Here is a 24520-nt window from a genome sequence, read left to right as displayed (position 1 = left end):
GTCAACTCCCGTCCGGCGAACCGGCAGGGCCGGATCGGACGATCATGAGTGGGCAGGTCGCCGTGTGCAGCAGTTCGGCACTGGTCGAGCCGAGCAACATGCCCGCGAGACCTCCCCTGCCCCGGCTGCCGACCACCAGCAGTTCGGCATCCGCCGAGCGTTCCTGCAGTTCCCTGGCCGGCTTGCCCTGCGCGACCACTCGATCGACGCGGGTCTGCGGGTAGCACTCCGACCACCCGGCGAGACTCTCGGCGAGAACCGCTTGCTCCGCGACTCCGGATGCGTCGGAGGACAATCCGAGTTGGTCGACGAAAACCGAGGATTGCGAGAACTGCGACCAGGTGTGGACCGCGACGACACCGACCCCGCGCAGCGCCGCTTCCTCGAAGGCCGTTGCGAGTGCCGGTCGGCTGTTGTCGGTGCCGTCCACACCCACGACGACGGATCCGGTGTCGGAGGTCTGTCCGGCGTGTCCACGTATGACGACGACGGGACTGTGCGCGTGGGCACCGAGCGCCGTGGCGACGGAACCCGCCAGGACCGCCGTCATCTGTCCGAGACCTCGGCTGCCGACCACAACCATCCGGGCGCTCTTCGAAGCCTCGATCAGTGCCTGCCGCTCGCCGCCCTCCAGGATCGCGGTGGTGATCTCGGCGTGCGCGGCGTCGGGGTACGTGGTCCGCGCGATCGCCGACGCTTCGTCGAGGTGCCCGCGAATCACCTCATCTCGCTTCACGAAATAGTCCGGCGGCAGGCTGATTTCGTCGTACGGACCGAGCGCGCCGACCGCGGAGACGATCCTCAGTGCACATCGGTGGAGCTGAGCCTCGCGGGCGGCCCAGGCAACGGCCGCATACGCGGAGGTCGACCCGTCGACGCCGACGACGACCGGCGCGTCCTGGCTCGTCTCGTCCACGGCGAACACCTCCACGACGGGCTGATGGTCCCAGCCTCCCGCCGACGGCCCGGATTCGGTAGGGCCGAAGGTCACCGGGCAGAGGAGGCCGGGGGTCCGGCGCGGGACACGCCGACGAGGGTTTGCCGAATGAACTCGGGGGTATTTGTCGTTACGGTCGCAGGGAACCGAATTGGGAGGCCGTGATGATCGTTCGCCGTATCGCCCGTCCGCTGCTCTCCACCGTCTTCATCGCCGGTGGTATCGACTCGTTGCGCAACCCGGCCGCCAAGGTGCCCGCCGCGAGCGCCGTCGAGCAGGCCGCAACCAAGCTGCCCGCCTCGGTCCGGGACAAGATTCCCACGGATCCGGAAACGCTGGTCAAGATCAATGCGGCGGTGCAGGTGGGCGCGGGTGCACTGCTCGCGGTGGGGAAGGCGCCCCGGCTCGCGTCGCTGACTCTGGCCGCCAGCCTCGCCCCGACGACCGTGGTGAGCCACTCGTTCTGGAACGTCGAGGACCCCGCCGAGCGGTCTGCGCAACGGATCCAGTTCTTCAAGAACCTGTCACTGCTCGGCGCCCTCCTGATCGCGGCCGTCGACACCGAGGGCAAGCCGTCGCTCGGATGGCGGGGCCGGCGGGCCGTCCGGCACGCGCAGGACCGGGTGACGGAGGTGTTCGCGAACGACTCCGGGCATCCTGCGCTCGCCGCCGTGTCCGACCGCGCGCAGGAGGCGGCCGAGCATGCCGGAGTACTCGGCAGCGAGGCCCTCGGGGTTGCCCGGGAGCGCGGCAGCGAGGCCCTCGAGGTCGCCCGCGAACGGGGCGGCGAATGGGCCGACCTGGCCCGCGAACACGGCACCGAACTCGCCGAACTCGCTCGCACCCGTGGGGGCGAGCTCGCCGAGCTGGTCCGCGAGCGCGGCGGGGAACTCGCGGAGCTCGCCCGCGGGCGCGGCGGGGAACTGGCGGAGATCGCCCGCGAACGCGGCGGGGAACTGGCCGAGATCGCCCGGGAGCGGGGCGGCGAATGGGCCGCGACAGCCGGAGGACAGGCCGAGGTGTTCGGACGTCGCGCGCGTCGGCAGGCGCAGCGTGCGATCGAGTCCGCCCGGGAACGCGCCGTCGAGCTCCACCACTGAGTTCCGGCGCCTCACCGCCACACCGGGACCAACGACACCGGCGCCTCACCCGCGGTCCGGACCACACCGGGACCAACGACACCGGCGCCTCACCCGCGGTCCGGACCACCCCGCGTGCGCGGCGGGTTCGTGACCGGCCACTCGAGACCCGTGTGCGCGGCCAACTCCGACCGCCGCGCCTCGACGGCCTCCTCCACGGTGCGGTGGCACTCGAAGTGATCGAGCAGACCGGTCACCAGAAGGGGCCGCACGACCGCCCGCCCACCCGGCACCAGCAGCATGACGACGTCCCGCCCTTCGGCGTACATCTGCTCGACGGCAAGGAGTTGTGCTCCGGCGAGTCCGAGAAAGTCGACGCCCGTCAGGTCGACGATCAACGTCTGCGGTGTGGCGTCGACGGCGGTACGGATCTCGGTGGCGAATCGGTACGCGGCCGGCTCGTCGATGTCCCCCGTGACCGCGGCGACCACGGTCCCGGCCGAGGGCGCTGTGCATGATCCGGGCCCGATGCCCGGGTCGAGGTACCGAAGTGTCACGGGCATGAGTGGCCTCCCTTCCTCGACGCGACGCGGCCGGCGAGACGCACGGGGACTCGACTTCCGGCAACGCCGTGTCGCATCCGCGGTGAATCGTGAAATCGCAGGGCATTTCCCTGTAGAACGTCGAACTCCGCTCCCCGCACCCGGCGGAGAGGACTGTTCGGGAGAGACCACCGTCCAGAGCCGGGCTCTGGACGGTGGAGCGGCGCCGGGTCAGGCCTCGACGGCCTTGCTCTCACCCGAATTGGACACCGCGATCACCGCCGGCTGCGCCATCGTCCCGAGCACCTGTCGTGCCAGTCGGTCGAAGTCACGGAAGGGATCGGTACGCATCAACATCGCTGTCACCTCCGGATACTTAACTTCGCTTGGTTCTGACGGTTATCTATCTCAACCACCATAGATTTATGGTGCCATCGTCGCTAGCATGATTCAAGAGGCATCACTTCCGGCACGAAGGAAATCATGGCAACGGACCCGACCGCCCGCTCACGGCTGGGGGTGTACGGCATCTCGGTGGCGTCCGAGCTGTCCGGAATCGAACCTCAGACGCTGCGCCTCTACGAGCGTCGGGGCCTGCTCACCCCGGCCAGAACGGGCGGGGGAACGCGCCGCTACAGCGACGACGACCTGGTCCTTCTGCAGCGCATCGGCGAACTGGTCGAAGCCGGCGTCAACCTGGCCGGCATCGCGCGGATCCTGCAACTGGAGGCCGACAACCTCCGTCTCGCGGTCGACAACGCAGACCTTCGGGCACGGCTCGACGTTGTGTCAGCGGATCTGCATGACGAGAACTGACCACGCCCCGCCACCCCGACCTCCAAATCTATGTCTTGAACACCAGAGAACTGTTGTCACAACGATGAGCATTTCCCGGCGGTCGGTCTCGGCGTCGGCAATGCGTGCAGGGCGCGTCAGCCGGGTACCTCGTACGCCGTCTCGGGCGACGGCATCGCGAGGAGCCGGTCCAGCCAGCCGACCGCATCGAGCAGTGCCAGGGCCTGCTGCGCCGCCCCCGTCACGTGTACGACCGGGAACAAGCGCTCCGACACCTCGATCAGCTCACCACCGAGCCGGACGGTCACGGCCTCCCACACGTGGCACAGAGGGGCGGGCAACTCGTCGATCGGCGTGAACGTGCCGTCCGGCGTCTGGATGGTGATGGAGATGTCGCCGGTGTCGTCGTTGCCCGAATCCATCTTCTCGACGATCAGGTCCGCGATCGAGATCACCACCCACTCGAGCACGTCTCCGTACCGGCGCGGGTGGTCGGGCGCTTCGGGTAGCACCAGCGACGTCACCGCTTCGAGGAGCGCGGACTGGTTGCGGTCGCCCGCCAACGTCAGCAGGCGGCCGCCGTACTCTGCTCCGGGATGAACTGCCATGGCGGTTGGGTTCCCGAAAGCGCGTGGTTCACACCTGTTTCACCGCGCTTGCGGCCGAGTGCCGCGGGTGAGCCGGTCGGCGGCGATGTCGGCGGTCCACACCGGTTGGAGCATGTGCCAGTCGGCCGGGTGAGCGGCGATTCCGGCCTCGAACCGGTCGGCCAGAAGCTGCGTCGCCCGTTCCACGCCACGGCCGGTGTCGATCGGCTCGCCCACGTGGAATCCCCAGCCGCCGGGGGTGAACCAGCAGCTGACCGGCAGCAGTGGCACGCCGGTGTCGATCGCCAGGCGCGCCGGGCCCGCCGGCATGCGGGTCGGTTCGCCGAAGAACCTGACCGGGACGCCCGCACCGGTCAGGTCGCGTTCGGCGAGGAGGCCGACGATCCGACCCTGCCGGAGGCGGCCGACGAGTTGATCGAACGGCGGCGTCGCCCCACCGGTGAGCGGGATGATCTCGAACCCCAACTGCTCGCGGAACCGCACGAACCGCCGGAACAGCGACTCCGGTCGGAGCCGCTCGGCGATGACGGTGGGTGATCCGACCCGCTGTGCCAGCCACACACCCGCCACGTCCCAGTTCCCGCTGTGCGTCAACGCCAGCACGGCGCCGCTGCCCTGCCCGACCGTCTCCCGGATGTGGTCGAGTCCGGTAGCCGAGGACTCGACGACCTCGGCCAGACCCACCGGATCGACGGACGGCAGCCGAAAGGCTTCGCACCAGTAGCGGGCGTAGGAGCGCAGGCTCGCCTGCACGAGGTCGTCGGGAACCCGGTCCGGCCGCGTGGACGTCACCCGAGCGAGATTGCGGCGCAACTGATCCGGTCCACCACTGCGGGCAGCACGATCGGCCGCCAGGTCGAACAGGCGCATTGCCCACTGTTGCGGAAGGGCGCGCACCAGCCGCCAGCCGGCGGCATAGCCGAGATCCCAGACTCGATCGATCATCGCCATCCGATCGCCGAAGGGTGCCCTGTCGACGGTACCCCGCTCGGGGCGCACGAACCCCGATCTCCGCGATATCGAGGCCTACTGAAGCACGAACCGCCACCTGATCACCGGGTCCGTACTGGAGGTCGGCGAACGGACCTACACCGAGACCTTCGGCGAGGACGTCCAGCGTGGACACCCGAAGATCGAAGAGTTGTCCGGGCAACCGGTCACCCGATTCTCGTACCCGTACGGCCGTTTCGACGACGGCGCCCTCGCGGCGGTCCGGGAACTCGGCATCGACGTCGCCTGCTCCAGTGTGCCCATACCGGCCGTCACCAGCGACCACCGAGCGGCGCTGCCACGACTATAGGCGACGGAGATCGACGGCGACCGGTTCACCCGGTGGCTCCGAACGGGCCACGGCCTGCTCACCCGGGCCGGGATCTGACAGCCTCGGGGCCACCACTCGGCCGCTCGACCCGTGGTGCGCCGGTTTACCCCTCCGGTCGCACGGGTACGGGTGTCGCATGAGCACCGTTACCGAAGCAGTAGACGTCGATGTCCCGGTCCGCGTGGCCTACGACCAGTGGACGCAGTTCGAGACCTTTCCGCAGTTCATGGACGGGGTCCGCGAGATCCGGCAACTCGACGACCTTCACATGCACTGGGTGCTGGACATCGCGGGGCAGACCCGCGAGTTCGACGCCACCATCACCGAGCAGCATCCGGACGAGCGGGTGGCCTGGCACTCCGACGCCGGACCCGACCATTCCGGAGTGATCACCTTCCACCGGCTCGACGACACCCACACCCGGGTGACCGCGCAGATGGACATCGACCCGGAGGGATTCGTCGAGAACGTCGCCGACAAGGTCGGTGTCCTGAGCCACCGGGTCAAGGCCGACATGAAGAACTTCAAGCACTTCATCGAGGAACGCGGCTCCGAGACCGGCGGCTGGCGCGGCGACGTCGACCGTCCCGGGCCCTGAGCCAAGGACGCCGGTGGCCCGGCCCGGAGTTCGCCGGGCCGGGTCAGCTTCCCGTCCGCCGGGCGACCATCTCGGCGATCCAGGCGGGTGCGTACGGCGACGTGCAGTTCGGTGGCGTCGGGTAGTCCTTCAGCACCTCGAGACGTTCGCCGATGTCGAGCGCGCGGGCGCGGTGGTCGGCGTGGTCGATCCCGATCTGGGCCAGACAGTGGTTCATCGCCCACTGCAACCGATCCGGCGCCTCCTTCATCTCCCCCTCGATGACATCCAGCAGTGCCGGCAGGTCGAGATCCTCGGGCTTCTTCGCCACCCGGTCGGTCGTGAGTGCCCACCCGGCGCTCGCGACCACCGGATCGGGATCGGCCATCCACACCGAACGCAGATCCTCCGCGTGGGAGCTCTTCTTCACCACGTAGTTGACCAGCCAGTCGTGCACCTTCGGTGTGCGCGCCTCTCGCAACATGGCGTCCAGTTCGTCACGGCCGAACGCCTTCGGACGGCAGATCAGGAGGGCGAGCAACCGGGCGGCGCTGTCCCCGGTCGCCCAGAGTTCGAGCGCGAGATCCTGTCGCGTCTTCAGCCGCTTGGCGATCGCGCGGAGCTTGGTCAGGTTGACGCCGTGATCGTCGCCGTGCCGCTCGTTCACCGCACGGGCCTTCGGGTCCTCGAGCGCGGCCAGCTCGGCCATCACCTCGGCCACGGTCTCGGCCATGTCGCCTCCCGTCTCTCGAGTGCCTGCCCACCATACGAGAGCGGAGCGCCCGGCTCCGCACGCGTCACGACGGAACGCGTCCCCGCGCGTTCGCGAGCGGACCGGTGAGGTAGCCGTCGATGACCGGTCCCACGGCCATCACCAGCTGGTCGACGGTGCAGTCGCGGATCTGCGGCGCCCGCAGGATGTAGCGCATCAGCCCGATCCCGAAGATCTGGGTGGCCACGAGGCCGAGCCGGACCTCCGGGCGGTCGGCCGCGACGACGGAGCCCAGCGCGGCGCGCAGGGCACCGATCTGGAAGTCGCGCAGCAACGCGGCGACGTCGTCGTGGGTCATCGCCACCCGGAGCAGTGCGGTCATCCGCGTCCTGACGTCGGGATTGTCCTCCCAGTACCCGAGGAGGCGGCGGGCGAACTCGGTGCCGACCGAGTCGACGTTCTCGATGTCGGCGAAGTGCGTGGCAAGGTCGATGTCGGGTTTCAGTGCCGCCATCAGGAGGGTGTTCTTGTTCGTGAAGTAGTGGTGGATCAGGGCCGGGTCGACGTCGGCTCGGGCGGCGATGGCGCGCATGGTGGTGCGTTCGTAACCCTTGTCGGAGAACAGTTCCCGCGCGGCAGCGAGAATCAGGTCGCGTTTGCTCACGCTCGACGCGGCGGCCCGGGGACGACCTCGACCCGTCACGGGTGCGACCCACGGGCAAGGACCAGCATGCGTTCCTCGATGGTGGCTCGCACCTCCTCGAGGCGGGCGTCGATCCCGGCGGACGACAGCACCGCCCGCAGCTTCTGTTCGTCGGTGTCGGGTACCCGGATGGCGCGGCCGGAGAGGATCACCGGGATCCCGGCGTCGTTCAGGGCGGCGAAAGCTCGCGTCCAGTCCGCACAGTGGACGGCGACGGTGTGGGTGTCGCCGACGATGTCGTCCTCGTCGCCGGCGGCGACCAGGCGGCCGTTCGACATCAGGAGCAGCCGGTCGCACTGCTGCGCTTCCTCCATGTAGTGCGTGGTGACGAGTACCCCGGCACCGCGGTCGGCCTGCTCGCGGATGGTGTCCCACAGCCGGGAGCGGGACAGTGCGTCGACCCCGGACGTCGGTTCGTCGAGCACCAGCGCCTCGGGGGTGTGCGCGAGCGCGACGGCGAAGGCGGCCTGGCGTTGGGTGCCGAGCGGCAGGTCGCCGACGAGTGTGTCGGCGCCCTCGGCCAGCGCCGACGAGAGCGCGGGCGCGGTCACGCCGTAGGCGTGCGCACTGAACTCCAGGTTCTCCGCGACGGTCATGTCCCGGTACAGACCGAGATTCTGTGGCACGTAACCCAACCGGGCCCGTCGCGGCAGGTCGGGGGGTCCGTCGAACAGCGTGACCTGTCCCTCCGTCGGTGCGAGCAGACCGAGCATCATGCGGATCAGCGTCGTCTTGCCGGCACCGTTGGCGCCCAACAGGCCGACCACCTCGCCGGCACTCACCTCGATGCTGACGCCGTCGACGGCGGTGAAGGAACCGAACCGACGGGTCACCGCGTCGGTCCGGAGGATCGCGGTCACGGGGCGACCCGCAGCCGCTGGGCCAGTGACATCGCGATGACGATGTCCTCCAGGTCCGGATCGACCCGCGGGGCGTCGGTCTGCACCGACTCCCCCGGCCAGTACTCGTGCCGTTCCCGGCCCCGACGCCACGACCATTCGCGCCGGACGGGCTGCGCACCCCGTGTGATGGTGCCCTCGAAGCCCGAGTGCACGTCGTCGTAGGAACCCTGCACCAGGATCCGGCCGGCGTCGAGGACCACCAGATGTGCGGCGCGTTCGGCCTCGTCGAGGTACGTGGTCGACATGATCACCCCCGCTCCCGCGGCCGCCGCCTCGGATATCATGCGCCACAGGTCGATTCGGCTCACCGGGTCCACGCCGGTGCTCGGCTCGTCGAGGATCAGCAGGTGCGGGCGGTGGATCATGGCCATCGCGGCCGCGAGCTTGCGGCGCATACCACCCGACAGCGCCGACGCCAGCCGGTCCGCGGCCACGGTGAGCCCGCAGCGTTCGATCATCGCCTCCCGCCGCGACCGCAGCTCGTCGCCGCCCAGTCCGTAGGCGCCGCCGACGAAGTCGAGGTTCTGCCGCACCGTCAGGGCACTCCAACTCCCGGGACCGGCCGGGAGGAATCCCATCTCGTGCTTCTCGGGGGAGGTGACGGTTCCGGACTCGGGGATCACCTCGCGAGCGAGAGCCCGCAGCAGCGTGGTCTTGCCGGCGCCGTCGCCACCGACGACAGCGACGACCGCTCCGGCCGGGACGTCGATGGTGACCCGGTCGAGGGCGACCCGCTCCCCGAAGCGGACCGTCACGTTCTCCGCCGCGGCGATCACGACCGGCCCGCCTCGGCGCCGGTGCGGCGAGGCGCCGACTTCACGTTCGGCGCGAGGTCCCGTCGGAAGCGCAGGGTCGCACCGGTGAAGACGACGACGGCCATCACGGTGAGCACCAGAAGCGGCAGCCACAGCGTGGTGATCGGGGCGCCGCGCAGCATCACACCCTGGGAGATCATCGTGAAGTAGGTCAACGGCAACAGGTAGCCGATCCAGCGGACACCGGCGGCCATGGCGTCCAGCGGGAAGATCATGCCGGACAGCAGGATCTGCGGCAGGAGGAAGAAGAACGCCGTCTGGATCGCCTGACCGACCGTGTGGGAGACCGTCGAGATCAGCACGCCGAGCCCGAGGACGACGAACAGGAAGATCGCCGCCCCCAGCGCGAAGACCAGGACGTTGCCGTTGAACGGCACACCGAAGAGCACCATGCCGAGCACGGTCACCACGGTCATGTCGAGCGCCGCCAGCAGGAAGTAGGGCACGATCTTGCCGAGGATCACCTGGCTCGGGCGGATCGGCATGACCGCCAACTGTTCGAGGGTGCCCGCCTCGCGTTCGCGGACCAGACCGATGCTGGTGATGATCGTGCCGATGAACGTCAGGATCAACCCGATGATCGCCGGCACCATCACCCACGACGTCTTCAGGTCCGGGTTGAAGAGCACCTCGGTCTGCACCGCGCCACCGGCCTTGTTGAGCACCGAGACGCTCGACTGCGCGGCGAACAGGTTCGAGCCGTCGACCAGCGCGGCGGACGGCGCACCGGGCGACGAGGTCACGATCGCGACGTCGACCTTGTTGTCGCGCAACAGGTTCTCGGCGTCGGACCGGGTGTCGTCCGGTGCGGTCACGGTGACGTCGAAGTACTCGGGCAGCGCCGCCGCAACCTGGGTGGCCTGGGGTCCCACGACGGCCGTCTTCACCGACGAGACGTAGAAGTTCGCCGCGTAGCCGAAGACCACCAGCAGCAGCAGCGGCAACACGACCAGCATGGCCAGAGTACGACGGTCCCGCCGAAGCTCGCGGAACTCCTTGACGATCATCGCCCGCATGCTCGGAGCGTAGGCCGACCTCGCGCCGGAGGTCAACGATCGTTGAATTCTCTCCCGGAGCTTCTGTCCACCGGCCGCCGCGGCATTTCACACACAACAGGTGAGGCGCGCCGGCCGGGTCCGTGCCCACGATGGACGCATCGACCGGGTATCCGATACGAGGGGCTGACACCGATGCCAGTGGACTACAACGATCGCACCGACTTCGACAACGCCGATCGCGGATTCATCGCGACCATCGAGCCGATGGTGATCCGCAACGACGCCGGCGAACCGGTGTTCGACCTGACCGGGTACGGCTACCTCGACGGAGACTGCCCCGACACCGTCAACCCGAGCCTGTTCCGCCAGGCCCAGCTCGTGCGCAAGAACGGCCTGTACGAGGTCACCCCCGGGATCTACCAGATCCGCGGTTTCGACCTGTCGAACATGACCCTGGTCGAAGGCGACACCGGTGTCATCGTCATCGATCCGCTCATCTCGGCGGAGTGCGCTGCGGCCGGCCTGGCGCTCTACCGCGAGCACCGCGGCGACCGTCCCGTGACGTGCGTGATCTACACCCACTCCCACGTCGACCACTTCGGCGGTGTGGGTGGCGTGCTGCCCGACGGCCGCGGCGACGTGCCGATCCTCGCCCCGGAAGGCTTCATGGCCGAAGCCGCCTCGGAGAACGTCTACGCGGGCACCGCCATGAACCGGCGGGCCACCTACATGTACGGCTACGCGCTGCCCGTCTCCGGCGAGGGACAGGTCAGCACCGGACTCGGCATCCGCGGCTCCTCCGGGACCATCGGCCTCATCCCGCCGACCGTGGACATCACCCACACCGGCCAGCAGGAAACCGTCGACGGGGTGCCCATCGTGTTCCAGGTGACCCCGGGCACGGAGGCTCCGGCCGAGATGAACTTCCACTTCCCGCGCCACCGCACCCTCTGCCTCGCCGAGAACGCCACACACAACCTGCACAACCTGCTCACCCTGCGGGGTGCGCAGGTCCGCGACTCCCGGGCGTGGTCGCACTACATCGACGAGGCGATCGAACTGTTCGGCGCCGACACCGACGTGGCGTTCGCCTCGCATCACTGGCCGACCTGGGGCAACGAGAACATCCTCGACTTCCTCACCGTGCAACGCGACCTGTACATGTACCTGCACGACCAGACCCTGCGCCTGCTCAACCAGGGCCTGACCGGAGCCGAGATCGCCGAGGAGATCGAACTGTCGCCCGGCCTGGCCGACGCCTGGTCCGCGCGCGGCTACTACGGCTCGGTCAGCCACAACGTCAAGGCGATCTACCAGCGTTACCTCGGCTGGTTCGACGGGCACCCGACCTCCCTGTGGCAGCATCCGCCCCAGGCCCAGGCCACCCGCTACGTCGAAGCGTTCGGCGGTGTGGACGTGGTCGTGGCCAAGGGCAAGGAGTACGCCGACCGGGGCGACCTGCGCTTCGCTGCCGAACTGCTCAAGCACGCGGTGTTCGCCGAGCCCGACAACGGTGCCGCCACGGAAGCCCTCGCCGAGGTGTACACCGCACTCGGCTTCGGCGCCGAGAACGCGACGTGGCGCGGGTTCTACCTCACCGGCGCGGAGGAACTTCGCCACGGCGTCGTCCCCACACCGATCAGTACCGGCACCGGCCTGGCCGCGGCCCTGTCCGTCGAGCAGCTGTTCGACACCGTGGCGATCCGCGTGAACGGCCCACGCGCGGCACAGGACTCGTTCCGCATCGACTGGCGCTTCACCGACCTCGACCAGACCCTGCGCCTGACCCTGTCCAACGGCGCGCTCATTCGCACCCTGAACCCCCGAACCGAGGCGAAGGTCGACCTGACCGTCACCCTCACCAAGCCCGACCTCCTCGGCCTGCTCACCGGCAGCGGACTCGACGGGCTGAACCACACCGGCGACGCCGGGGTGATCACGCGACTGCTCGGTCTCCTCGACCACCCCGAAGCGAACTTCCCGATCGTCACCCCCTGAGCGATCGGCGTCACTCGCGAGCGATCAGTTCCCGCACGCGGCGGACGGCGCTGCGCGCGTTGCGTTCGTACACCTGCGGGCACCGGATCGCCGCGTCGACCTCGTTGTCGCGCAACGACGAGGGCGCGTCAGCGACGACGATGGCGCCGCAGGCCGGCGGACTCGGACGGCCGAACTCCTCCGGCCTGGCCGATGTCGTCGACACGATCCTCGACAAGGGACCGGTGATCGACGCGTTCGTGCGCGTCTCGCTCGTCGGCATCGAGCTGGTGACGATCGACGCCCGCGTGGTCGTCGCCAGTGTCGACACCTACCTCCGGTTCGCGGCGCCGGCGGATCTCTCTGCAGCCCCGTGCCTCACTGTCCGGATACGTCCGGTCCCCCGAACATCCCCGTCCACGGGGGTTTGGCGGCACCTTGCAGGGGAACCCAGACGACCGACGAGGCAAGCACGCCCTTCGAGGCGCGTCCGGCACGAACATCGGACGGAAAGGGCAGGCGACGACATGGGTCTCTTCTCCGCAATCCTGGGACTTCCACTCGCACCGCTGCGTGGTGTCATCTGGCTCGGCGAGGTGATACAGCAGCGGGTCGAGCAGCAAATGACCGACCCCACCGTCATAAGACGAGAACTCGAAGCCATCGACGAGAAGGCCCGGGCCGGCGAGCTGTCACCCGAAGAGCAACGCGCCGCCCAGAGCCAGGTGCTGGGGCGCCTCATTCCCCAACCCGCCACCCCCGCTCCCCCCGCGGACGAGCACTGACCGCGCAGTGGTGCACTTTCGGACGCTCTGACATCCGAAAGTGCACCACTGCGGAAGCACCACGGGCTTCGACGCTCCGACGTCAGGCGCTGACGCCGGCCGTCAGGATGGAGGCGAGTTCGCGGTAGGCGCTCGCGTCGTCGAGGCCGGTGTCGGCGCGGACGCCGCCCTGTTGGATGCGCACCATCATGGTCGCGGCGAGGTCGGCGGCGAAGGCGGCGTGCACCCGCCGGAAGTCGCCGGACGCGACGCCGTCGGTGATCAGTTCCTGCACGCGGCGGGCGGCGATGCGGGTGTTGCGTTCGTAGACCGCCCGGGCCGGGGCGAGGGCGTCCATGTCGGCCAGGAACTTCTCCGACGCGACGCCGAGGGCCTCGCCGACCTCCGTCAGGTAGGCGGCGATCCGCTCGCGCGGACCCGTGGTGGCGGCGACCCTTTTCTCGACGCGCTCGGTGGCACGTTTGAAGAAGTGCACCGTCGCGGCGGTGACGAGCTGTTCCTTGCTGCCGGCGAGGGTGTAGAGGGTGGACTTGGAGCACTTGAGCCGGGCCGCGATCGCGTCGAGCGTCAGGTGCGCGAAGCCCTCGGCGAGGAACAGCTCGACCAGGGCGTCGAACAGTTCGGTACGGCGGGCGGTCGCGAAGGACGAGCGGGGCTCCATACGAGGGATAGTACTGCGGGACTGCTTGCAGTACTCATCGGTCGACAGTACTGTGGCTCGTAATCCAGTACTGCCTTCCGTGTCATCTGCGAGGAGAACCCTGTGGCCGTCGACCGCCTGCTGCCCACCGACGAGGCGCGGGACCTGATCCAGCTCACCCGTGACGTCGCCGACAAGGTCCTGACCCCGATCGTCGACGAACACGAGAAGACGGAGACCTATCCCGAAGGCGTGTTCGCCACCCTCGGCGAGGCCGGGCTGCTCAGCCTGCCGTACCCGGAGGAGTGGGGCGGGGGCGGTCAGCCCTACGAGGTCTACCTGCAGGTGCTCGAGGAGATCGCCGCGCGGTGGGCCGCCGTGGCGGTGGCGGTCAGCGTCCACAGCCTGGCCTGTCACCCGCTGATGGCGTTCGGCACCGACGAGCAGAAGCAGCGGTGGCTCCCGGACATGCTGGGCGGCGCCACGATCGGCGCCTACAGCCTCTCCGAGCCGCAGGCCGGATCCGACGCCGCGGCCCTCGCGTGCAAGGCCACCGCGACCGACGGCGGCTACCGCGTCAACGGCGCCAAGGCGTGGATCACCCACGGCGGCATCGCCGACTTCTACAACCTCTTCGCGCGCACCGGCGAGGGCTCCAAGGGCATCTCGTGCTTCCTCGTCCCGAAGGACACCGAGGGATTGAGCTTCGGCAAGCCCGAGGAGAAGATGGGCCTGCACGCCGTGCCCACCACCTCCGCCCACTACGACGACGCGTTCGTCCCGGCGGAGCGCCGCCTCGGCGCCGAGGGACAGGGCCTGCAGATCGCGTTCAGCGCACTCGATTCCGGGCGGCTCGGCATCGCGGCGGTCGCGGTCGGTCTCGCCCAGGCCGCCCTCGACGAGGCGGTGGCCTACGCACAGGAGCGGACGGCGTTCGGCCGCAAGATCATCGACCACCAGGGGCTCGGCTTCCTGCTCGCCGACATGGCGGCGGCAGTCGACTCGGCCCGCGCCACGTACATCGACGCCGCGCGTCGCCGCGATGCCGGACTGCCCTACTCCCGCAACGCGTCGGTGGCCAAGCTGGTCGCGACCGACGCCGCGATGAAGGTGACGACCGACGCCGTCCAGGTGCTCGGCGGCTACGGCTACACCCGCGACTTCCGCGTCGAGCGGTACATGCGTGAAGCCAAGATCACCCAGATCTTCGAGGGCACCAACCAGATTCAGCGCCTCGTCATCAGCCGCCACCTCGCCGGCTGACCTTCCCTTCCCCCTGACGAAAGAAGCTCATGACGACTTCCGTGATCGTTGCCGGTGCCCGCACCCCGATGGGGCGTCTTCTCGGTTCCCTGAAGGACTTCTCCGGATCGGACCTCGGCGGCATCGCCATCGCGGGGGCCCTCGACAAGGCCGGGGTGTCCCCCGACCAGGTCGAGTACGTCATCATGGGCCAGGTCCTCACCGCGGGCGCCGGTCAGATCCCGGCGCGGCAGGCCGCTGTGAAAGCCGGTATCCCGATGGACGTTCCGGCCCTCACCATCAACAAGGTCTGCCTGTCGGGCCTGACCGCGATCGCCATGGCCGACCAGCTGATCCGCGCCGGCGAGTTCGACGTCGTCGTCGCCGGCGGCCAGGAGTCGATGAGCCAGGCGCCGCACCTGCTCGAGAAGAGCCGCACCGGTTTCAAGTACGGCGACGTCACGATGCGCGACCACATGGGCTACGACGGCCTGCACGACGTCTTCACCGATCAGGGCATGGGCAACCTCACCGAGTACGCCAACATCGACGAGCGGGCTGTCTCCCGTGAGGAACAGGACGCCTTCTCCGCCGCGTCGCACCAGAACGCCGCCCGCGCCTGGAAGGACGGCCTGTTCGACGACGAGGTCGTCCCGGTGCCGATCCCGCAGCGCAAGGGCGACCCCATCCTGTTCGCGGCGGACGAGGGGATCCGCCCCGACACCACCGTCGAGTCGCTCGCCGCGCTGCGTCCGGCGTTCGCCAAGGACGGCACCGTCACCGCCGGGTCGGCGTCGCAGATCTCGGACGGCGCGGCCGCGGTCGTGGTGATGAGCAAGACCAAGGCCGAGGAACTCGGGCTGACCTGGATCGCCGAGATCGGCGCGCACGGCGTCGTCGCCGGCCCCGACTCGACGCTGCAGTCCCAGCCGTCGCGTGCCATCGCCAAGGCCTGCGACCGCGTGGGCATCGACCCGACGGACCTCGACCTCGTCGAGATCAACGAGGCGTTCGCCGCCGTCGGCGTCGCGTCCGCCCGCGAACTCGGGCTCGATCCGCAACGCGTCAACGTCAACGGCGGCGCCATCGCGCTCGGGCACCCCCTCGGCATGTCGGGGGCCCGCATCGCCCTGCACCTGGCCCTCGAACTCGGCCGTCGCGGCGGCGGCACCGGCGCCGTCGCACTCTGCGGCGGCGGCGGTCAGGGTGACGCCCTGATCATCCGCGTGCCCGAGAAGGCGTCCTGACCAGGAACATTCACCGAACCATCGTCGAGCACGGCCAGCGGCCCGCCCACTTCGGGCGGGCCGCTTCTCGTTGCCGTCCCCTGGATATAAGTTGTGCACAATCAAAACGTCCACTACCGTGTTGATCGTGACCGACGAACTCGCACTCGACCAGCAGCTGTGCTTCGCGCTGTATGCGGCGTCGCGAGCCACCACCGCGGTGTACCGGCCGTTACTCGACGAACTCGGCATCACCTACCCGCAGTACCTCGTGCTGATGGTGTTGTGGGAGCGTGACGGTCGCGGCGTGCGCGAGATCGGCGCCGAGCTCGACCTCGACACCGGCACGCTGTCGCCGCTGCTCAAGCGGATGGAGGCCCTCGGCCTGATCGAGCGTCGACGACTGGCCACCGACGAGCGCCGCGTCGAGATCCACCTGACCGACTCCGGCCGGGATCTGCGTGAGCAGGCACTCGGCATTCCCCGCCGACTCGCGGCCTGCGTGGGACTGCCCACGGAGGACATGATCGAACTGCGGTCCACCCTCGAACGGCTCACCCACGCACTGCGTTCCGCCGCCGATCCCCTGTCGGCACCCGATTCACCCACCACAAGGAGAAACACATGAGCGCCATCTACACCGCCGAAGCCCTCGTCACCGGCGACGGCCGCAACGGCCAGGGCCGCACCTCCGACGGCCGCCTCGACCTGACCTTCGCGATCCCCGCCGAGATGGGCGGCACCGGCGAGGGCACCAACCCGGAGCAGCTGTTCGCCCTCGGGTACGCCGCCTGCTACCTCTCCGCGCTGCGAATGGTGGGCCGGCAGGACGGCGCCGACGTCACGGACTCCGCAGTCGGCGCCCGCGTCTCGATCCTCACCCTCGAGGGCGGCGGGTTCACCCTCGACGTGACCCTGGAGGTCTCGCTGCCGCACCTGACCCGCGAGGCCGCACAGGAACTCGCCGAGAAGACCGACCAGGTGTGTCCCTACTCGAACGCCACCCGCGGAAACATCAACGTCACCATCCTCGTCGTCGAGGACTGATCCGGCGGTCACCCGCGGTCGGCAAGCCAGGCGCGGGCGCGGGTGACCGCGGTGTCGAGGGCGCCGAGGATCTCGTCGGTCGATTCGACGACGTTCTCGCGGCCGACCACGTCGGTCAGACCGCTGCGCTCGAGTATCCGGGTCAATGTCGGTGTGACTCCCGCGATCACGAGGAGGCTGCCGTTGCTCTTCAGGGTGGTCGCGTGCCGCGTCAGAGCCCGGACGACCGTGGCCGACGGAACGTCCGGCAGCGTCCGCACACTCAGAATCACGACACCGCCGTGCGTGTTGCGGATGGTCGGCCACGACTCGTCGATGCGCGGAACCTCGGCGAACAGCCCGACACCTTCGTAGTGCAGGACCGTGATCCGACCGCTGGGACACTCCGCGGGGAGGGCCACGGTCCGCCACCGGCCGCGCTCCGCCGGCTCGAGCGCGACAAGTTTCGCGTAACGCGCCGCCTGCACGCAGTACAGCAGCAACGACAGCACCGCACCGATGAGAATCGCGTTTTGGAGCGGAAGTTGGGTCGTCGCGAGGAAGGTGAGGACCATGGCCACCGCCGACCACGGGGCCGTGCGGAACACCAGGAGAATGTCCGGCCAGCGGCCCGTGACGAGTTCGACCCCGATGACGAGGACCAGGCCGCCGATCACGGCCATCGGAATGATCTCGGCAACCGATCCGGCGACGAGGACGAGCCCGATCAACCAGAGCCCGGCGAAGATTCCGGCCCAGCGGGTCCGCGCACCGGCCGACACCGCGACGCCGGTGCGCGAGAGGGAGCCGCCGGTCGGCAGCGCACCGAAGAACCCACCGGCAACGTTCGCCGCACCCTGGGCGACGAAGTCGCCGGACGCATTCGGACGGCTGCCGTCGGGGTTGGGGACGGCGCTCGAGATTCCGGCGGCCTGGGCGAGCGCCACCAACGCGACGGCGAACGCTCCGACGAGCAGTTCCGGGAACGCCGACAGGGCAGGCACAGTCGGGGCGGGGAAGGCATTCGGGATCGCGGCGATGTCGCCGACGTTGTCGACGTCGACGTCGAGGGCCGCGACCACCGCCGTCACCACCACCAGTGCGATCAGAGTCGCCAGCGACGCAACCGGTTTCACGAGGCGGAACACGGCCCACACCGCGACCGTCGCCACGGTGACCGCGACCGTCGTCCCCTGCCAGGATCCGACGTGGGCGATCGAGTCGACGATCTTGGCGATCGTGTTGTGCCGGTCGGTGTCGTAGCCGGTCGCGTCGCCGAGCACTCCCGCGACGATCTGCACGGCGATGCCGGTGGTGAAACCTGTCATCACTGCGCTCGACACGAAATTCATGATCGATCCCGCCCGGAGCAACCCGAGGACCGCCATCACGACACCCACGAGGACCACCAACGTCGCGACGTTTCGCGGGTCGGTCGGGTCCAGCCCTGCCGAGGACAGCACGCTCTGCGAGGAGAGGGCGATCGCACTCGTCAGCGTGGTCACCATCAGCACCGTGCGAGCGAAGAACGATCCGACCAGGGTCGGGATCATCCCGGAATAGAGACCGGCGACCGGGTTGAATCCGCCGATGCTGGCGTACGCCATACCCTCCGGGATCGAGAACAGCCCGGTGACGAGACCGGCGATCACGTCGCGCGGTGTCGGTCGGCCGAGTTTCCGACCGGCCGAGCGCAGGGTGCGGTGTGGAACCAGCACTCTCATCGCCCCCTCGCGCCCGTCTGTCGGCTGTGCAGAGGTCCTTCTCGGGTCAGAATCCGCCGAGCCCCTTGCCGATCACCGCGGCACCCATGACCAGCAGCACGATCGCCATCACCTGGTGATTGTTCGCCTGCAGCCAGTCCTTCAGCGACGCGAGCGGACCGCGCAGCAGGTCGGCCGCGACGGCGTACCCGATCACCGGGATCAGCACGGTCGTCGCGGCGAGGAGCGTGAACACGATCAACGCGACCACGTCTCCACCGGCATCGAGGCCGCCGGTGCCGATCACCACACCGGCCGAGACGCACAGCAGCAGGTTCTTCGGGTTCACCGCCGAGAGGACCACCCCGAGGCCGGCCGCCTTCGGCAGCGTCAACCGGTCGACGGCCTGCATCCACTTCGGCGGTGTCGTGTCGGCGCGGTCGCGCCACTGTTTGACGGCGAGCAGCACCAGCAGCACGCCGAGCACGATCTTGACCCAGGACACCGAAGTGGATCCGCCGTCGTCCGAGGTGTCGACCGTGCCCGACAGCAGCACGAAAATGCCGGTGGCGACGAGGATCCCGAAGACCCACCCGATCCCGAAGCCGAGGCTGGTGCCGCCGGCGTTCGCCGAGAGAAGCATGAGGATCGCCGCTACGATCGGAATCGGCGAGATCGCGACGCCCACCGCGAGGGGAAGAAGATCACCGATGACAGCGCCCATGAGCCGACAGTAAGCGATGCTCACGGGCGGTGCTCTCCGAAATGCGTGAACTCGACCCGGATTCACCACCTTCGGGTGAGGCCACGGCGAGGACGACCGGGAAGGTGCGGAAACGGCCAGCGAAGGGACGGGCATGGGACACCAGCCGAAACCACCGACCGAAGCCACGATCGCCGCCAACCGTGAGGCGGCGGCGCTGTACGACATGGCGAATCGGCAGGACTTCACCGATTCGCGGCGCGGCCTGATCACCGAACTGCCCGGCAACGTCCTCGCCGACTCCGACGGGTCGGTGGTGTTCGACCCGCACGACTTCGACTTCATCTCCGACGACGCGCCCTCCCCCGACTCGGTAGAGCCGAGCCTGTGGCGACAGTCGCAACTGATCAAGCAGGGCGGGCTGTACAAGGTCACCGACGGCGTCCACCAGGTACGCAACAACGACATCGCCAACCTCACGGTCGTCGAGGGAGACGACGGCCTGATCGTGATCGACTGCATGGCGGGCGTCGAATCCGCCTGTCAGGGAATTGATCTGATCCGCGAGCACGTCAGCGACAAACCGGTCGCGGCGGTGATCTACACCCACACCCACACCCACATCGACCACTACGGCGGCGTCAAGGGGGTCGTCGACCCCGACGACGTCGCGTCGGGCAAGGTGCCGATCATCGCGCCCGGCCACCAGTTCGACAAGTACGCGATCGGCGAGAACGTCGTCGCGGGAAACGCCATGGCGCGCCGCAGTTTCTACGCCTTCGGCGGCCTCCTCGACCACAACGCGCACGGCGCCGTCACGTGCGGCATCGGCATCGCCGCCACCCGCGGTCCGGCCGTCTCGTACATCTCGCCGACCGACCTGATCACCGAGACCGGGGTCCGCCGCGAGATCGCGGGCATCGAGTTCGAGTTCCTGTACGCCCCCGACACCGAGGCGCCCGAGGAGATGCACATCTGGATCCCGCAGCTGCGGACACTGACGTGCGCCGAGAACGCCAACCACTCCCTGCACAACATCCAGACGCTGCGCGGCGCCCGCACCCGCGACGCCCGCAACTTCGCACGCTACCTCGACGAGACCCTCGAACGCTGGGGTGACGAGGTCGAGGTGCACTGGGGGCCGCACACATGGCCGGTTTGGGGCAACGCCGACGTGGTGGCCTTCGTCGAATCCCAGCGCGACGCCTACAAGTACATCCACGACCAGTCCCTGCGGCTGGCCAACAAGGGCTACACCCCGCTCGAGGCCGCCGAGGTGATCGAACTGCCCGAGGAGCTGCGCCGGAACTGGGCCAACCGCGGCTACCACGGCACCCTGCACCACGACGTGCGCGCGGTGTTCACGAAGGAACTGGGCATGTGGGACGGCGACCCGGTGTCGCTGCACCCGCATCCCCCGGTCGAATCGGCCAAGCGATTCGTCGAGTTCGCCGGATCCGACGCCATTCTCGCCGAGGGACGGCGGGCGTTCGACGCCGCGGACTACCGGTGGGCGGTCGAGATCCTGCACAAGCTGGTCTTCGCGCAGCCGGACAACAAGGAGGCGCGCGAACTGCAGGCGGACGCCTACGAGCAGATGGGCTACCAGGCGGAGGGCCCGCAGTGGCGTGGCATCTTCCTCAGCGCCGCCCTCGAACTCCGGGAAGGCCCCCAACCCGCGCCGTACGTGACGGCCAGCCACGACACGATCCTCGGGATGCCGATCGACATCCTCTTCGACTACGTCGCGATCCACGTCGTCGGGGAGAAGGCCGCGGACGCGGACATCCGCATCGACCTCGACTTCACCGACCTGGACGAGCGCTGGACGATGCGGCTCGCGCGGGGTGTCCTCAATGCCCGACGCGGCGCGTCGAGTACCGCACAGACAACCGTCTCGGGACCCAAGGCCGCCCTGGTCGGTGTGCTGCTGCAGCCGGGCAGTGCGACACGGTTGTCCGTCGTGGGCACCGTCACGATCACGGGCGACGGGACCGCGCTGGACCGGCTCGCCGCCGTCCTGGACGAGTTCGATCCGTCGTTCCCGATCGTCACCCCGTGACCCGCCGGCGAGCCGGGGAGCGCGGGGGGCATGTCGATCAGTCGAATGACACAAAAGATCACGGGTTCTCCCGCCCATCGGGCAATACTTGAATTCGTCCGCTAATTTCCTATGTGTTACTGGAAGTGAACCGGCAACTGGTCGATTCCGGGGGAGGGATTATGCCCGCTGGTCGTCTGTCCGCCGTCACCACGACGGCGCAACCATGTGCGCCCGAGAGCGCACCGGGGCCGGGCGTGGAGATCCCGGGCCTGGCGTTCGCCGTGATACCTCGCCGTGACCTGTACGAACGGATCGACAGGGCGCTGCCACCGCGGTCCGGACACGTACTGCTGATGTCCGGACCGGCGGGCACCGGGAAGACGGTGCTGGCCGCGCAGTGGGCCGATCTGTACCGCCGCCTGCACCCCGACACGATTGTTGCGTGGCTGACGCTGACCCCGTCGTCCGCCGGCGCCGAGTGCCTGTGGCCCGCCCTGCGCACCAGTCTCGGCCTGACCGGCGAGGCCCCGCTCGACGTCGCCGACCCGACCGCGGAGGCCGCCGCGTTGGTCGAGGCGGTGGCCGCGCTCGGTACGCCGACCCTGCTGGTGCTCGACGACACGCACGTGGTGACCGATCAGCTCGCGCTGGCCGGGCTCGAACACCTCCTGCATCACGCACCGGCGAATCTCACGGTGATCGTGATCGGACGGTACGACCCGCCCCTGCGCTGGCACACGCTGGCGATGACGGGACACCTGGCCAGGGTCGGCACCGACGACCTCGCGTTGCGTGACAACGACATCGCGGACCTGTTCCGCCAGCACGACTGCACACTGAGCACCGACGAGATCGCGACCATCTCGCACCTGACGGGCGGCTGGGCGGCGCTGGTGCGCATCGCGGCGATCTATCTGGCTGCGCACACGGCGGATCGCGCCGCCGCGATGGCACTGCTCGCGCACTCGCCTCGGGCGGTGTCGGACTTCCTCGTCGGGGAACTGCTCGACGCCGTGCCACCGGAGACCCGCGAATTCCTGGTGGCGACCAGCATCCCGGACTCCTTCGACGCGGCGCTGGCGGAGGAGATCGCGGGACCGGACGCATTGCGCATCCTCGGCACGCTCGAGCGCACCAACTTCCCCATCACGCACGTGGTCCGCGGCTCCGACACCTGGTACTCGTACCATCCGATGCTGCGCTCCCACCTGCTCGCCGAACTGCAGCGCACCGACCCGTCCCGTGCCCACCTCCTGCACGACCAGGTCGCCCGATGGTTCCTCGCCGCCGGCCTGCCGATTCGCGGACTTCCCCACCTCCTCGCGCAGGCGGGTCACCCGCACCTCGCGGACTTCGTCCGTGACTACGGGCTCGGTCTGGTCCTCTCCGGTGAGGGGCCCACCCTGTTCCGGTACCTCGACGTCGTACCCGACGTCAGCGACGACCCGTTCGTGTGGCTGCTGCGGACGATCAACGCGCTCGAGCACGCCCGACCCGTCGAAGCAGCAACCTATCTCGAACTGCTGCGGGCGCGGGACGCGACCGCGTCCGTGGTGGCGCCGCCGCCGTGGATCTCCGCGCTGACCCGGGCCGTCGGCGCGGACATCCACACCGCGACCGGCGCCGAGATCCGCGACTACACCCCGGGCGCACCCATTCCGTCCACCGGGCATCTCGATCTGGACTGCTACATCCACCTGCAACTCGCCACCGCGCAGGTGTTCCACGGCGAGTTCGCCGCGGGCGAGGAGGGTCTGCGCGCTGCCCTCGCCCTCGCCGAGCAGACGGGCCACCCGCACCTGTCGGTGCGGGCGACGACCCGGCTGGCGATGGCGGCGGGCATCTCCGGATCCATCTCGACCATGCGCACCCGCGCGGTCCGCGCCCAGGAACTCGCGGCCGACCTGCGATCGCCGCTCCCCGGCGACGCCGCGCACGCCGCCTCGATGGCCGCTCTCGCCGCATACCTGCAGGCCGATCACCTCGTCACCGAAACACTCACCGACGCCCTGGTCGAGGTCGCGAGGGCCGACGGCTCCGCGGGCCCGGCCGCCGGCTGGCACGCCCACATCGTCGCGCAGCTGGTGCTGTTCGACCAGGCCGCCGACAAGCATGCGGCAACGCGTGCACTGCGCACGAGCATGCACACGCTCCTCGACGAGACCCCGAATCCCGCCGCCAGCGGCGGACTGTTCCCCCACGTCACCTGGGTGCTGCTGCGTCAGTGCGAGCACGAGTGGGCCCAGCAGCTGGTCGAGCACGGTCGCCGCGTGCTCGGCGATCCCCCCGACGTCGCGGTGGCGCTGGCCGCGGTCACCGCCGCCGCCGCCCGGCCGCAGGCGGCCCTGTCGATCACCGAGCGACTCCTCGATCGAGCCGAGGAACTCCACCCCGTCACGGCCACCACCGCATGGCTGCTCCACGCGACGGCCAGCGACGCACTGGGCCGTCGGATCAAGGCGTACCACAGCCTCACGCAGGCCCTGGCGCGCGCGTCACAGGACCAGTTGATCCGACCCTTCCTCGACGCCCCCGGCGCCCTCGACCTGCTCGACGGCAACCACGGCCGCTTCGGCCACCACGACCGGTTCGCCAATCGCATCCTCGAACACCGCAGGGCCACCGCGCATCACGCCGGAACGAACCTGACCGACACCGAACTCCTCGTGCTTCGGCAGCTGCCCGCCGCCAAGACCGCGAAGGAGACCGCCGACGACCTGGGGGTCTCGGTCAACACGGTCAAGACGCACCTGCGCGGGATCTACGCGAAGCTCGGCGTCGGCAGTCGCCGGGAGGCCGTCGTGACCGCACGACGGGTCGGTCTGCTGTGACGAGTACGGACATCATCCGGTTCGGATGATGCCCTCGGGTGTCGGGTCGGGCGATAGTCGAAGGCACACCACGCCACTTCGCCGATCCTCTGTCGACGGCCGTAGCCACCGGAGGCGCGATCATGCCGGAACCGCTCCGCTACCAGTTCGTCATCGCCGGCGAGCTGTCCGCCCGGGTTCTGGCCGCGTTCCCCGAACTGAGGGCGTCGACGCACCAGTACGGCGGAGTCACCAATCTGTTCGGCCCGGTGTCCGATCAGACCGAGCTGCGCAGCATCATGGCCCGGATCGACTCGCTGGGGCTCAATCTCGTCGAGATGCGGCAGCTGCCGGACTGATTGGACGGGCCCCGGG

26 protein-coding genes and 1 pseudogene are annotated in these 24520 nt (G+C 69.2%); 14 read left to right on the top strand and 13 right to left on the bottom strand.

Annotated features, from left to right (window positions below; translation table 11 throughout):
• Window position 1: 1 nt before the first annotated feature.
• Entirely contained in the window at window positions 2-991 is a 990-nt protein-coding gene (locus ACFYVR_RS06995) for a universal stress protein (protein WP_387471046.1), read from the bottom strand.
• Between the two features lie 110 nt (window positions 992-1101).
• On the opposite strand from ACFYVR_RS06995, the gene ACFYVR_RS06990 reads away from it, so the two are divergent.
• Complete coding sequence (locus ACFYVR_RS06990) at window positions 1102-2037, top strand: DoxX family membrane protein (RefSeq protein ID WP_387471044.1); 936 nt, start codon at window positions 1102-1104, stop codon at window positions 2035-2037.
• 89 nt (window positions 2038-2126) lie between these two features.
• Here the strand turns inward: ACFYVR_RS06990 and ACFYVR_RS06985 are convergent, their stop codons facing one another.
• A complete protein-coding gene (locus ACFYVR_RS06985; RefSeq protein WP_387471042.1) occupies window positions 2127-2579 on the bottom strand; it encodes an STAS domain-containing protein in 453 nt (150 codons plus the stop codon).
• A gap of 210 nt (window positions 2580-2789) precedes the next feature.
• The gene (locus ACFYVR_RS06980) at window positions 2790-2915 is read right to left on the bottom strand and encodes a hypothetical protein (protein WP_387471222.1); all 126 of its coding nucleotides are present in this window, start codon (window positions 2913-2915) and stop codon (window positions 2790-2792) included.
• Between the two features lie 126 nt (window positions 2916-3041).
• On the opposite strand from ACFYVR_RS06980, the gene ACFYVR_RS06975 reads away from it, so the two are divergent.
• The gene (locus ACFYVR_RS06975) at window positions 3042-3374 is read left to right on the top strand and encodes a helix-turn-helix transcriptional regulator (RefSeq protein WP_387471040.1); all 333 of its coding nucleotides are present in this window, start codon (window positions 3042-3044) and stop codon (window positions 3372-3374) included.
• A gap of 116 nt (window positions 3375-3490) precedes the next feature.
• On the opposite strand, the gene ACFYVR_RS06970 is transcribed toward ACFYVR_RS06975, so the two are convergent.
• Both ACFYVR_RS06970 and ACFYVR_RS06965 read right to left on the bottom strand, forming a co-directional pair.
• On the bottom strand, window positions 3491-3961 hold the full coding sequence (locus ACFYVR_RS06970) for a hypothetical protein (protein ID WP_387471038.1): 471 nt from the start codon (window positions 3959-3961) through the stop codon (window positions 3491-3493).
• 39 nt (window positions 3962-4000) lie between these two features.
• The gene (locus ACFYVR_RS06965; protein WP_387471036.1) at window positions 4001-4912 is read right to left on the bottom strand and encodes a phosphatidylinositol mannoside acyltransferase; all 912 of its coding nucleotides are present in this window, start codon (window positions 4910-4912) and stop codon (window positions 4001-4003) included.
• Between the two features lie 97 nt (window positions 4913-5009).
• On the opposite strand from ACFYVR_RS06965, the gene ACFYVR_RS06960 reads away from it, so the two are divergent.
• Window positions 5010-5261 carry a polysaccharide deacetylase family protein gene (locus ACFYVR_RS06960; protein WP_387471208.1) on the top strand — a complete coding sequence of 84 codons (252 nt, stop codon included), beginning with the start codon at window positions 5010-5012 and terminating at the stop codon, window positions 5259-5261.
• A gap of 157 nt (window positions 5262-5418) precedes the next feature.
• Window positions 5419-5880 (top strand): SRPBCC family protein, encoded by a 462-nt coding sequence (locus ACFYVR_RS06955; RefSeq protein ID WP_387471034.1) that lies wholly within the window; start codon window positions 5419-5421, stop codon window positions 5878-5880.
• Between the two features lie 43 nt (window positions 5881-5923).
• Here the strand turns inward: ACFYVR_RS06955 and ACFYVR_RS06950 are convergent, their stop codons facing one another.
• The 5 genes from ACFYVR_RS06950 to ACFYVR_RS06930 form a co-directional block, all read right to left on the bottom strand.
• Entirely contained in the window at window positions 5924-6592 is a 669-nt protein-coding gene (locus ACFYVR_RS06950; RefSeq protein ID WP_387471032.1) for a DNA alkylation repair protein, read from the bottom strand.
• A 64-nt stretch (window positions 6593-6656) separates the two neighbouring features.
• On the bottom strand, window positions 6657-7235 hold the full coding sequence (locus tag ACFYVR_RS06945) for a TetR family transcriptional regulator (RefSeq protein ID WP_387471030.1): 579 nt from the start codon (window positions 7233-7235) through the stop codon (window positions 6657-6659).
• 35 nt (window positions 7236-7270) lie between these two features.
• A complete protein-coding gene (locus ACFYVR_RS06940; RefSeq protein ID WP_387471206.1) occupies window positions 7271-8125 on the bottom strand; it encodes an ABC transporter ATP-binding protein in 855 nt (284 codons plus the stop codon).
• 5 nt (window positions 8126-8130) lie between these two features.
• The gene (locus ACFYVR_RS06935) at window positions 8131-8952 is read right to left on the bottom strand and encodes an ABC transporter ATP-binding protein (RefSeq protein WP_387471028.1); all 822 of its coding nucleotides are present in this window, start codon (window positions 8950-8952) and stop codon (window positions 8131-8133) included.
• Window positions 8949-10007: an ABC transporter permease gene (locus ACFYVR_RS06930; RefSeq protein WP_387471026.1), complete on the bottom strand. Its 1059-nt coding sequence runs from the start codon at window positions 10005-10007 to the stop codon at window positions 8949-8951. Before ACFYVR_RS06930 ends, ACFYVR_RS06935 begins: the two co-directional genes overlap by 4 nt.
• A 174-nt stretch (window positions 10008-10181) precedes the next feature.
• Between ACFYVR_RS06930 and ACFYVR_RS06925 the strand changes: the two genes are divergently transcribed.
• The 3 genes and pseudogenes from ACFYVR_RS06925 (at window position 10182) to ACFYVR_RS06915 (ending at window position 12751) form a co-directional block, all read left to right on the top strand.
• Window positions 10182-11987 carry an alkyl/aryl-sulfatase gene (locus ACFYVR_RS06925; RefSeq protein WP_387471024.1) on the top strand — a complete coding sequence of 602 codons (1806 nt, stop codon included), beginning with the start codon at window positions 10182-10184 and terminating at the stop codon, window positions 11985-11987.
• A gap of 140 nt (window positions 11988-12127) precedes the next feature.
• Window positions 12128-12313 (top strand): annotated as a pseudogene (gene gvpJ, locus ACFYVR_RS06920) (gas vesicle protein GvpJ); the annotation flags it as partial.
• A 180-nt stretch (window positions 12314-12493) separates the two neighbouring features.
• Window positions 12494-12751 carry a gas vesicle protein GvpG gene (locus tag ACFYVR_RS06915; RefSeq protein WP_387471204.1) on the top strand — a complete coding sequence of 86 codons (258 nt, stop codon included), beginning with the start codon at window positions 12494-12496 and terminating at the stop codon, window positions 12749-12751.
• 82 nt (window positions 12752-12833) lie between these two features.
• Here the strand turns inward: ACFYVR_RS06915 and ACFYVR_RS06910 are convergent, their stop codons facing one another.
• The gene (locus ACFYVR_RS06910; protein WP_387471022.1) at window positions 12834-13412 is read right to left on the bottom strand and encodes a TetR/AcrR family transcriptional regulator; all 579 of its coding nucleotides are present in this window, start codon (window positions 13410-13412) and stop codon (window positions 12834-12836) included.
• A gap of 102 nt (window positions 13413-13514) precedes the next feature.
• Here ACFYVR_RS06910 and ACFYVR_RS06905 point away from each other — a divergent pair, with 102 nt between their 5' ends.
• From ACFYVR_RS06905 to ACFYVR_RS06890, 4 genes are all read left to right on the top strand, one after another.
• Window positions 13515-14654 (top strand): acyl-CoA dehydrogenase family protein, encoded by a 1140-nt coding sequence (locus tag ACFYVR_RS06905; protein WP_387471020.1) that lies wholly within the window; start codon window positions 13515-13517, stop codon window positions 14652-14654.
• Window positions 14655-14683: 29 nt separating this feature from the next.
• On the top strand, window positions 14684-15880 hold the full coding sequence (locus ACFYVR_RS06900) for an acetyl-CoA C-acetyltransferase (RefSeq protein ID WP_387471018.1): 1197 nt from the start codon (window positions 14684-14686) through the stop codon (window positions 15878-15880).
• Between the two features lie 127 nt (window positions 15881-16007).
• The gene (locus ACFYVR_RS06895) at window positions 16008-16487 is read left to right on the top strand and encodes a MarR family winged helix-turn-helix transcriptional regulator (RefSeq protein ID WP_387471016.1); all 480 of its coding nucleotides are present in this window, start codon (window positions 16008-16010) and stop codon (window positions 16485-16487) included.
• Window positions 16484-16906: an organic hydroperoxide resistance protein gene (locus ACFYVR_RS06890; RefSeq protein WP_387471014.1), complete on the top strand. Its 423-nt coding sequence runs from the start codon at window positions 16484-16486 to the stop codon at window positions 16904-16906. Before ACFYVR_RS06895 ends, ACFYVR_RS06890 begins: the two co-directional genes overlap by 4 nt.
• Before the next feature lie 8 nt (window positions 16907-16914).
• On the opposite strand, the gene ACFYVR_RS06885 is transcribed toward ACFYVR_RS06890, so the two are convergent.
• Together ACFYVR_RS06885 and ACFYVR_RS06880 are read right to left on the bottom strand one after the other, a co-directional pair.
• Entirely contained in the window at window positions 16915-18609 is a 1695-nt protein-coding gene (locus ACFYVR_RS06885) for a SulP family inorganic anion transporter (RefSeq protein ID WP_387471012.1), read from the bottom strand.
• Between the two features lie 46 nt (window positions 18610-18655).
• Entirely contained in the window at window positions 18656-19312 is a 657-nt protein-coding gene (locus ACFYVR_RS06880) for a GAP family protein (RefSeq protein WP_387471010.1), read from the bottom strand.
• 133 nt (window positions 19313-19445) lie between these two features.
• On the opposite strand from ACFYVR_RS06880, the gene ACFYVR_RS06875 reads away from it, so the two are divergent.
• The 3 genes from ACFYVR_RS06875 (at window position 19446) to ACFYVR_RS06865 (ending at window position 24504) form a co-directional block, all read left to right on the top strand.
• Window positions 19446-21353: an alkyl/aryl-sulfatase gene (locus tag ACFYVR_RS06875; RefSeq protein ID WP_387471008.1), complete on the top strand. Its 1908-nt coding sequence runs from the start codon at window positions 19446-19448 to the stop codon at window positions 21351-21353.
• 161 nt (window positions 21354-21514) lie between these two features.
• On the top strand, window positions 21515-24166 hold the full coding sequence (locus ACFYVR_RS06870) for a LuxR C-terminal-related transcriptional regulator (RefSeq protein WP_387471006.1): 2652 nt from the start codon (window positions 21515-21517) through the stop codon (window positions 24164-24166).
• A 122-nt stretch (window positions 24167-24288) separates the two neighbouring features.
• The gene (locus tag ACFYVR_RS06865; RefSeq protein ID WP_387471004.1) at window positions 24289-24504 is read left to right on the top strand and encodes a hypothetical protein; all 216 of its coding nucleotides are present in this window, start codon (window positions 24289-24291) and stop codon (window positions 24502-24504) included.
• The last annotated feature ends 16 nt before the right edge of the window (window positions 24505-24520 follow it).

The sequence above is a fragment of the Rhodococcus sp. NPDC003318 genome (genome assembly GCF_042879035.1).
In the GTDB taxonomy this organism is placed as follows: Bacteria; Actinomycetota; Actinomycetes; order Mycobacteriales; family Mycobacteriaceae; genus Rhodococcus_G.
The sequence above is the reverse complement of the archived record's forward strand: the minus strand, read 5'-3'. Positions and strand labels throughout refer to the sequence as shown.